At 58.8% G+C, this 9,098-nt stretch carries 8 protein-coding genes and 3 pseudogenes; 5 read left to right on the forward strand and 6 right to left on the reverse strand.

Annotation, left to right across the window (positions count from 1 at the left end):
* Window positions 1-53: 53 nt before the first annotated feature.
* Entirely contained in the window at window positions 54-413 is a 360-nt protein-coding gene (locus GGQ99_RS25580) for a hypothetical protein (RefSeq protein ID WP_183264737.1), read from the reverse strand.
* 294 nt (window positions 414-707) lie between these two features.
* Here GGQ99_RS25580 and GGQ99_RS25585 point away from each other — a divergent pair.
* A pseudogene (locus tag GGQ99_RS25585) lies at window positions 708-1,903 on the forward strand (IS256 family transposase).
* Window positions 1,904-2,826: 923 nt separating this feature from the next.
* Here GGQ99_RS25585 and GGQ99_RS25590 read toward each other — a convergent pair.
* A complete protein-coding gene (locus GGQ99_RS25590; protein WP_246389756.1) occupies window positions 2,827-3,441 on the reverse strand; it encodes a transglutaminase-like cysteine peptidase in 615 nt (204 codons plus the stop codon).
* Between the two features lie 156 nt (window positions 3,442-3,597).
* Here GGQ99_RS25590 and GGQ99_RS26480 point away from each other — a divergent pair.
* The 3 genes and pseudogenes from GGQ99_RS26480 to GGQ99_RS25605 form a co-directional block, all read left to right on the forward strand.
* Window positions 3,598-3,824 (forward strand): annotated as a pseudogene (locus GGQ99_RS26480) (IS3 family transposase); the annotation flags it as partial.
* Between the two features lie 99 nt (window positions 3,825-3,923).
* A pseudogene (locus GGQ99_RS26485) lies at window positions 3,924-4,212 on the forward strand (IS3 family transposase); the annotation flags it as partial.
* A gap of 394 nt (window positions 4,213-4,606) precedes the next feature.
* Window positions 4,607-5,131: a hypothetical protein gene (locus GGQ99_RS25605; protein WP_183264739.1), complete on the forward strand. Its 525-nt coding sequence runs from the start codon at window positions 4,607-4,609 to the stop codon at window positions 5,129-5,131.
* A gap of 173 nt (window positions 5,132-5,304) precedes the next feature.
* On the opposite strand, the gene GGQ99_RS25610 is transcribed toward GGQ99_RS25605, so the two are convergent.
* Genes GGQ99_RS25610 through GGQ99_RS25620 form a run of 3 tightly spaced genes read right to left on the reverse strand, consistent with a single transcriptional unit; the run spans window position 5,305 to window position 8,119 of the window.
* A complete protein-coding gene (locus GGQ99_RS25610; protein ID WP_183264740.1) occupies window positions 5,305-5,754 on the reverse strand; it encodes a c-type cytochrome in 450 nt (149 codons plus the stop codon).
* A 26-nt stretch (window positions 5,755-5,780) separates the two neighbouring features.
* The gene (locus GGQ99_RS25615) at window positions 5,781-6,998 is read right to left on the reverse strand and encodes a ZIP family metal transporter (RefSeq protein ID WP_425486862.1); all 1,218 of its coding nucleotides are present in this window, start codon (window positions 6,996-6,998) and stop codon (window positions 5,781-5,783) included.
* Complete coding sequence (locus tag GGQ99_RS25620; protein WP_183264750.1) at window positions 6,995-8,119, reverse strand: multicopper oxidase domain-containing protein; 1,125 nt, start codon at window positions 8,117-8,119, stop codon at window positions 6,995-6,997. The genes GGQ99_RS25615 and GGQ99_RS25620 overlap by 4 nt, the downstream gene beginning before the upstream one ends.
* Window positions 8,120-8,314: 195 nt before the next feature.
* On the opposite strand from GGQ99_RS25620, the gene mntR reads away from it, so the two are divergent.
* Window positions 8,315-8,803 carry a manganese-binding transcriptional regulator MntR gene (gene mntR / locus GGQ99_RS25625; RefSeq protein ID WP_183264741.1) on the forward strand — a complete coding sequence of 163 codons (489 nt, stop codon included), beginning with the start codon at window positions 8,315-8,317 and terminating at the stop codon, window positions 8,801-8,803.
* A gap of 43 nt (window positions 8,804-8,846) precedes the next feature.
* Here the strand turns inward: mntR and GGQ99_RS25630 are convergent, their stop codons facing one another.
* A complete protein-coding gene (locus GGQ99_RS25630) occupies window positions 8,847-9,047 on the reverse strand; it encodes a hypothetical protein (protein WP_183264742.1) in 201 nt (66 codons plus the stop codon).
* Window positions 9,048-9,098: the final 51 nt, after the last annotated feature.

Genomic DNA, 9,098 nt, shown 5'->3' on the forward strand with positions numbered 1-9,098 from the left:
ATTGCAAGCAATGACCTTGACCTTCCTGTCGCTGGAAGAGTGATGATAGGCGGCTAGGGAGCGATGCGATGATCGCCCATAGGCAAGACCTCGACCAAGCCATACTTAAGGCGTTCAAGATTGCCAATGACACTGGTCGACTCGACATCGCCGACCATCTGCTCCACGCGCTGGAATGCCTGTGCAGTGATCTCGGGCGAGGATGTCTTGACGAGGCCTACCGCATTGTCTGCGATGAATCTGACAGTCGCGACCCAAAAGCCGACCGCCAGGGGGGCCGCAGAAAACGACCAAACTAATTCATGAATGCCTGCTTCAGGGATGGGGTGACTTGGCTGCCACCCCATCCGCATTTCAGCCGACGCGGCAACGTTCAGGCGTAAGAACGCACTGGCAGCCAGGAGTTCCGTCACACGGCCCGTCAAAGTTCCAGGAACGGTCACATTGGATGAGCGACGTATAGCGTGGTCTCAACCCGTACTGAGGCCTTCGTTGAAGAAGCAGCTGACATCACCACGGAAGAGGCACGCAGGGAAGGGACGAGGGACGGTCGTGTCCCCCCAAGTGGTGTAGCTGGGCAGTTTCCGATCGGCTCGCGAGGGCGCCATCTAAAGCGCTGTAGCGAGCGCGCGTCGGTTCGGTGGTCATCGGCGCTTTTCCGGTAGGGTCGGGTTGCTCACACCAACCGTGACCGGAAGGGGCCACCGATGACCGACGACATGATGAACCTGCGCACGCTCGTGGAGAAGACCCCCGATGCCGATCTGCTGCGCGAGATGATCGGCTTTGCCGCCGAGCGGCTGGTGGAAAGGGAGGTGGGAGCGGCCACCGGCGCCGGCTATGGCGAGAAGAACCCGCTGCGGACAGCCCAGCGCAACGGCTATCGAGATCGGGATTGGGAGACGCGCGCCGGAACCGTCGAACTGCGCATTCCCAAGCTCAGAAAAGGGAGCTACTTCCCGGGCTTCCTCGAGCCGCGCCGCATGGCCGAGAAGGCACTGACCGCCGTCATTCAGGAAGCTTACATCCAGGGCATCTCGACACGCTCGGTCGACGATCTCGTCAAGGCGATGGGCATGAGCGGTATCTCCAAGAGCCAGGTCAGCCGCGCGAGGAGATCGATGGCAAGGTGAAGGCGTTCCTGGAACGGCCGATCGAAGGCGACTGGCCGTATCTGTGGATCGACGCCACCTACCTGAAGGTGCGCCGCGGCGGGCGCATCGTTTCGGTGGCCGTCATCATCGCCGTCGGCGTCAACGCGGATGGAAGGCGCGAGGTGCTCGGCCTGGAGATCGGCACATCCGAGGCCGAGCCGATCTGGACCGAGTTCCTGCGCAAGCTGACGCGCCGTGGCCTGCGCGGCGTCAAGCTCGTCGTCTCCGATGCCCACGAAGGCCTCAAGGCCGCTGTCACCAAGGTGCTTTGCGCAACCTGGCAGCGCTGCCGCGTCCACTTCATGCGGAACGTTCTCGCTCATGCCGGAAAGAGCGGACGGCGCGTCGTCTCGGCCTTCATCGCCACCGCCTTCGCCCAGGAGACGCCCGAGGCGGCGAGCCTGCAGTGGCGTGCCGTCGCCGACCAGATCCGGCCGAAGGTGCCCAAGCTCGCCACCATCATGGACGATGCCGAGCCCGACGTGCTGGCCTACATGACCTTCCCTAAGGAACATCGCGCCAAGCTGCACGGCACGAACCCGATCGAGCGCCTCAACGCCGAGATCAAACGCAGGACCGAGGTCGTCGGCATCTTCCCCAACGACGACGCCATCGTCCGTCTCGTCGGCGCTCTGCTGCTCGAACAAAATGATGAGTGGGCAGTCCAACGCGCCAGATACATGACGCTGGAAACAATCGCCCTGATGAGCGATGATCCGCTCATCAGCCTGCCAGCAGTGGCGCGCTGATCATCCCGGCCCATGCCGGAGAGCGCGGCGACCAAAGCCGTCAGCTACACCACGCCCCGGGACACGATCGAAGGGACCGCCCAGTGAGGTGATCTTGATGACTTTCCATTTGGTGGAGCGCGCAGATTTCGACAGGAGTCAGGCCGCTGGAGCGTGGACAGTCATCAAATGTAGGGCCGACCCGAGCATGTACCTACACGAATTGGGGGCGTAGAATAGCCTTGCGGCGATCGCCTTCGCGGGGTGTATCATGCGTGGTGCAAAGGTACTGCGTTCCTGCCGTTCCGGTCGGGAGCTTTGCCGCCAACTGATTTCTATTGGCCTGGTAGCCACAGCCATAGCGTACGCCCTCGTTTCACCCAGCCGTCCGCATGAGGCGGCCTCTGGGTGGAGCTATCCGCCCGCTTGTTGTCGCGGCAGCAACGAAGGTGGCGATTGCCAGAGGATACCTAAGTACGCTGTTGTCGAAGGACAGGACGGGTGGATTGTTGTTCTCCAGCCCGGAGACCACATCAAGGTCACGCACCAGCATCGCTACTTCATTCCGCGGGGAAGTGAAATTCTTTCGCAGGATGGGGAGTACCACATTTGTTTACATCCAACGGAAGAAGACGAGAACTGCTTTTTCGTGCCTTTGGATGCAATGTAACTATGTTGCCGGCTTCGTCCGGGATGTGGCGTTATCGCACCATAAGCGGGTAGCCTGCAGCATTGGGGAGCCTAAGCTTGCGGCTGCCATAGGAGCGAAAGACGCTTGCTATCCTTTTGCTCAATATTGTTGGCACAATCGTCGGTGTTATCGGGATCAGCGAGGACCGCGTCCGGGCGCCTGATCGGCAACCCTTCGGCTCATTTCTGCTTGAGAAGTTAGCGGAAGGAGAGGTGCATGCTTTCCTCGGCATAGATCGTCATAAAAACTGGGTCTATTGAACCGATCCGACGAGCTCCGAGTGCCCCTCCCGGACTGTGACCCAGCGACCACTGTCGTACGTAGCTTGGCGTTTCAGATAAATGTAGCCTGTTTCATCCCAAGGGCTGACAGCGTCGTTCAGATTGTCGAGGATGAGATCCCCTATGTCCGTCCTTACTGTAAGCACAGCGTGGCCCTCGCCATCGGGTTTCTTTAAGACCGTGATAAGAAGGTCCGAAGCGGAAACGCCCTCATCCATCAGGATTCGACGTTTCAAGAGCACATAGTCCTCGCAGTCGCCGCGCTTTTCAGGATATGTCCAGTACTCATCGATGCCATAGATATCGATATCATTCATCGGCCTAACTGCCGAGTTCACCCACGCGGTGACTGCCTCAAGTCTCGCTTTAAGTTTCTCCGTAAGAATTAGGGGCGCTTGTTCCTCGGACCGCACCGAGCACTCTGCTGGAAGGCGCTTGCAAAGTTCCAAGTGGCCAAACGGTTGAGTGGTGAGACTGCCCGTAAGCATCAAGCTTGGATGAGCGGCGGCCGAAACCGTACACGCGGTGACGATCAATAACGCGCTTAGCGGACTGACCAGCCAGTTCCCCATCGTCCTTTCTGTCATCGATCATCCCGCACTATGAATTGTTAAGAAAACCCTACTGCAAGTTGGGACGAATATCCATTGTGACCGAATGGACTGCACCCTGTTTTGAGCGGACAGGCAGCGTCGGTGCAGCGCCGGCGGCGCTGGACAACTGGCGAGAAGTTCGCCTCTTCGAAGGAGGTTGTTGGCGCAGCTCGCGTGCGTGAACTCGAGAAGCGCGTGCGCGATCTGGAACGCATGCTCGGCCGCAAGACCATGGAGGTCGAGATACTCAAGGAGGCTCTCGATCTTGCTGCCCCCAAAAAGCGACTGTTGCGGCTCGCCTCGTTCGACAAGGACGGTTCGCGATGAAGATGGTCGCCGACACGATCGGCGTCCCGCGCTCCAACCTTGCAAGCAGACGAAGAACCGCCTTCGCGAAAGCCATGCGGCGGCGCAGGCCATACACCAAGGCTGACGATGTTGCAGTGCTGTCCATGATCCGCAGGCTGGTCGACCAGTGGCCGACCTATGGTTGGCATCGCGGCTTTGCTCAACCGCGAGCGGCGCAGCCAGGACCTGCCACCTGTCAACCGCAAGAAGCTGCTGCTGCGCATCATGCAGGCCAACGGTCTCGTGCTGACGAGCCATACAGCCTACCGTCGGGCCAGAACCCATGACGGTGTCGTCAGCGCGCTGCGCTCCAACATCCGCTGGTGCTCGGACCATCTCGAGCTCAAATGCCGCAACGGCGATATTGTCCGCGTGCTGTTCGGCATCGATGCCTGCGACCGCGAAATCGTGGCGTATTGCCGTGGTCCTTGGTGTGTGCTGTCGTTCAGGCAAGCGCGGAACTCCGCACTCGAGGCTACAACGCCAGACGACTGGAGGACGGGATGCTGGAATGGAAGGCAGCGGGGCTGCCCGTCGAGATTGCAGCCTTCGAAGAAGCGAACATGGCCAGATAATCTCTACAAACGCTTTACGGACTTGGGCGTGGCCTATGTCTCGCAAGCGATTGCGCTTCTTCGTATCGGAAATTCGGAATCATGCGGCGACGGTTTCCGAGATGAGCGAACCGCCTCGCACCTTCCGCGGATGTTGTTGCCATGACGGACAAAGTCAGCCTCCAACATGTCACAGTTCAGATTGAAAATGAGGAATGCTAGGCGGCCGGCGCCGTCCCTTATCGAGAGGACGATAGATGCTTGGGATCCCGAAGGCCTTCCTGATGGCCGCATGTGCCGTCTCGCCTCTAACCTTATCTTCTGTGCTGCATGCACAAACCAATAACTCCCCTGTTGGAATGTACCTCTGGTTCCCGGGCCCAGCCGGGCCTAAATCAGATAACGACTGTCAGGCTCTTGTCGACAAGGTCAAGCCGTCACGAGAAAAGGTAGAGCAGTGGCTTTGGGGAAGAATGCCAAACGGCAGCCAAGGAACTGACGACCTTTATCTGGTGCTCACAGAAACCCGGATGGAGCCAACTTTCTCGGCCGAGGGTGATTTTGATTTCGGCGATGTTAAGCTTGGACCGACGAGAGACGGGGAGACGTCGTTCACACTTGTTCCCGACGAGCATCCAGGCACGACGATCAGCGGAACAATTGTCGCGAAACCCGGCGGTCAGATCGTGACCGTCACGCTTCGCGGCATCCCCCTTGACGACGGGAAGACCGATCGTACTGTGTACTATTGCCGTTTTGATGAGCCGATGACGGAAACGTAACAAGGGTAAAGTAATGCGGCATAGCCATGCTCTCGCATAAAAAAAAGAGCGATGCTGCTGAAAAACATGTGTCGGCCCAAAACCCATTTCCAGAAGAGTTCGGATTGGCAAAAACATGGGGGCGACCGCTGTAGAGTTGGATTAGGAGGTTGGCCTGACGAGACGCCAGTGGGCTACTGAGATAGGCGGAAGCGCTCGTGACAGCTTGAGCATGACTGACCGACAGCTTTGAACGGAACCCTCATATCATCAAGGTTCCCGGCTTCCGAAGCGGCAACCAGAGCCTTGACCGCAGCATCGAACGTCTCCATCGCAGCCTTGAATTCATTTGGCTTCTCCCACACCGCCGCGGACGAGCGGCTGGAGTGAACAGCAGTTGCCGAAGAAAACTGTGCCTGAGCCTGATGGCAATTCTCGTGAAGGGCTGCGATGCCGGCTTGGGCCGCGGCCGCATCAAAGGCCTTGCGGCCGTTCAGCATCTCGCCAACGGTCTTCAAGTTTGCGGCCATACCCTTCATCACGGTCATGCGTTCGGCGACGATGCCCATGGCGCCCTCGTGGGCTACCGCCGCTTCGGTCGCGAGAACGGTAACCGCAAGCGTGATCATTCGGTAGTTTTGCATGGGCGAACGATCCTGAGGTTGCCGTGTCAGATTTTCACGAGCATGGCGGTCAGATACATGAAGCCAACGCCGGCGGCCAAACCCGCAAGCACAGGTGCAGACAGCAGCGTTGATGAGCCCCTTCTGTCGTCCGAGTGCATGAGAAATAGTGCAACTTCAACGACCACTTGCAGAATCGCGCCGGCTCCGACGGCGAGTGCCAACGCCGACCATTGCGGGGCGTAGGCAAGGCTGCCGATCCACATGCCGACCACTGCGGGGCCCCCCGCTAGAAGCGCCAGCCCGGCGAATGTCCAGAGCGGCGGCCTCACCTTGAGAATCGGAGCTGCAATACCGATACCCTCGGTGATGTTGTGAAGCGTGAAGCCCATTACCAGGAAGGTTCCAAGCCCAGCCGAACCTGCAGCGAAGGCCCCACCAATCGCCAGTCCCTCGCCAAGATTATGCAGGCCGATGCCGAGCGCGATATAGGTCGCAAGCGCAAGCCCCGCTGGTCGCCCTTTTCGACGCGACACGCCCATTAGCAGCAGGAAACTCGCCATTGCGGCAAGAGTAGCCATTACCGGTCCCTGGAAGATCGCAGCGGACTGTGCTGCCAATTCCAGGCTCTCGACGAAGGAGTCCACCAGTAGGAAGGCGAGCAGTCCCATCGTCATGGCAAGCAAAAAGTTCATCGTTGCCGCTCCAGCGCTACGCAACGCCGGGTAGAACATGAGGCCGATGGCAACCGGGAGAATGCCGACGAACGCGCCGAGCACGGCCTGCGAGAAAAGATTTGCGGATGTAACCACAGGTGTCGGCACGGCCACGGCGATTTCGTGATCAAACGTCGCGCCCGTATTGGTGACGAGCGTCACCCTGTGAGCTTCGCCGAGGACCCAGGGAAACGGCACGCTTACCCACGCCGTATCGCCGCGGGCGATCGGCCCTGCCGGAACTTGCTCGAATTCCCAATAGGCGGCGTCGACTTGCAACTGCGCGATACGCATCGGCTCGGAACCGCCGGCACGGACTAACAGGCGGAGCCCGCCCTGATCGAGGATCGTGCGTTCAACGGTCAGGCTTTCGACCGGCGGCGCGCCATTGTTGAAACTCGCCAGCGGATTGGCCGAATACAGCCACGCTATGGCGAGGGCCAGCACAGCCAGCGGTGCCAGTAGAAATAGGAGATTGATCCGGCCTCGTTCGGCGGGGCCCGTCTCTGCAACTGTTTCGGTGTTCTGAATCTGAGAATGCTGGTTCACGACAGGACCTCGACGACATCGAACATACCCATCCAGCCGAGTTCAGTGAACTCGGACTGATGGGCGTGGAACATGTAAAGACCCGGCTCATGGTCCTTGAAGCTGAACTCCAGGATGCCGCGTTGGGCCTGACACTGCACTATGAGATCGACCGTCTTCGAGGTCGGCGTCAGCGTCGTGCCTTGGTCGAAATAGTCAAAGAAGTTGGCATGCAGGTGGAATGAGTTGATCGGATCGAATTCTGTGACGTTGACCAGATAAATCCGTACCGGTCGGTCGCGCAGGATCTTGATCGGCTTCTTCGCGTAGCAATGGGCAATGGTGTTGCAAGCGTAGAACTCGTTCTCACCGTCGAAAGTGGTGTCAAAGGCGTTCATCACCATCGCCAACTCTTGCCACTCGGCGTTTTCCGGCGTGCCGCGAAGTCGGGAGCGCGCCACGTTCGCTTGGTCGGGATGGCGCGCTGGATCGGGGTCGATCACGAATAGCCCGTACATGCCCTTGTGGATGTGACGCGCCAGGGGCAAGGCGTGGCAGTGATACAAATGGCAACCGAACGGCTTGGCGTCGAACTCGTAGACGAACTCCTCGCCTGGATTGATCAATCCAGCTCCGGGGATACCATCCATTCGCGCGGCATGGATGCCATGAAAATGCATCGAGTGCGGATGCGAACCATTGTTCCGGAAGACGATCCTGAGCCTTTCGCCTTCTTTTGCGCGTAGCGCCGGTCCGGGCACGCGTCCGTTGAAGGTCCAGGCCGGGAACATCACACCTGGCGCTATCTCGATTTCCTTGTCCTCGGCGGCAACTTCGAACGTGCGAAGCGTACGGCCGTCCGGCAGCGTGGAAACGGTTCCCATGTCCCAATCGGTGAGCATTGCGGTCGGGTCGAAACCGTTGCGCTCATTGTCCACATCACCGACCGTGATCATAGCGCCATGTGCTGCGCGATGATCGGCTTTGCCGGTTGTGCCGGTCGATGGCGGAGCCGGATGCCCCGCGCCATGCGCGGACTGGCCGGAGGCATTTCCGGCGCTTAGTGCGGCACCACCTGCCGCGAGGAGTCCGGCACCGAGAAAGCCGCGGCGGCCCGGATCGAAGGATGTCCAACGTCGCATGGTATATTTCCAGTTAGCACTTTCGATGATCAAAAGCACAATGCCTTATTTATAGCAATGGCTATAATCGCCAAAACTGGCGTTTCCTGAAACACATAAACTGCGATTTTGGAAAGAATCTTGCTCCGGTATAATGACCAATAGCCTTGGCTATGAGTTGTCGTTAGGATGCGGAGAATGAGAGTTGGGGTCGGAATGGTCGACAAAGCTGGCCTAATTGAAAATCAAGGTGCTCTCGTTGATGCCGACGCACAGGTCGAGAGCTTTCGGCAGACCCGCAACAATCGGCGAACAGAATTGGTAGAGGACTATGTCGAGTTGATTGCCGATCTGATCGATCATGATGGGGAAGCACGGCAGGTCGAGATCGCACAAAGGCTGGGGGTTGCCCAGCCGACGGTCGCCAAGATGCTGAAGCGGCTAGCAGCCGACGGCTTGATCCAACAACGACGCTATCGTGGTGTGTTCCTCACTGCCGAAGGCAAGGAACTGGCGCGGCATTGTCGCGAGCGCCATCATGTGGTCGAATCTTTCCTGTGCGCGCTCGGTATCAGTGCGGAAACGGCTCGCAACGACGCTGAGGGGATCGAACACCACGTCAGTGCAGAGACGCTCGAAGCCTTTCGGGCCTTTGTAGGAAAAAACGCCACCGATGCGGGCGCGGGACGTGAACCGCCCAGATAACCTCGAATAAGGCTGCAGCTACCGGTGCCAGCGGATGGCCAGTTTATTGATTGGCAATCGGTTGTTGCACGGTTGTTGCTGGAGCGGAGCCGCTTCCTTCCTTTTGGAGGTGCAAGAAGCTGGTCGTGAAGACAAGGCCAACAAATAGCACGAGCGCCGACATCACAATCAGGTTGTTTCTCTTTCGCTTGCGCACAAGCTGCCGCATTTCGGGTTCTGAGAGACCAAGCAGGGCGATTTCCATTCTTACATCCTTCAACGTGCCATGAGTTTCGCTATTGGCGTCCGATCACTA

It is taken from the genome of Aminobacter niigataensis, assembly GCF_014200015.1.
GTDB classification, from domain to species: domain Bacteria; phylum Pseudomonadota; class Alphaproteobacteria; order Rhizobiales; family Rhizobiaceae; genus Aminobacter; species Aminobacter niigataensis.

Excerpts from the sequence above, each read along its gene's own strand:
- GGQ99_RS25590 (WP_246389756.1), bottom strand. The coding sequence starts at position 3,441 with ATGACAGAAAGGACGATGGGGAACTGGCTGGTCAGTCCGCTAAGCGCG.
- GGQ99_RS25605 (WP_183264739.1), top strand. The coding sequence starts at position 4,607 with ATGCTTGGGATCCCGAAGGCCTTCCTGATGGCCGCATGTGCCGTCTCG.
- GGQ99_RS25610 (WP_183264740.1), bottom strand. The coding sequence starts at position 5,754 with ATGCAAAACTACCGAATGATCACGCTTGCGGTTACCGTTCTCGCGACC.
- GGQ99_RS25620 (WP_183264750.1), bottom strand. The coding sequence starts at position 8,119 with ATGCGACGTTGGACATCCTTCGATCCGGGCCGCCGCGGCTTTCTCGGT.
- mntR (WP_183264741.1), top strand. The coding sequence starts at position 8,315 with ATGGTCGACAAAGCTGGCCTAATTGAAAATCAAGGTGCTCTCGTTGAT.
- GGQ99_RS25630 (WP_183264742.1), bottom strand. The coding sequence starts at position 9,047 with ATGGAAATCGCCCTGCTTGGTCTCTCAGAACCCGAAATGCGGCAGCTT.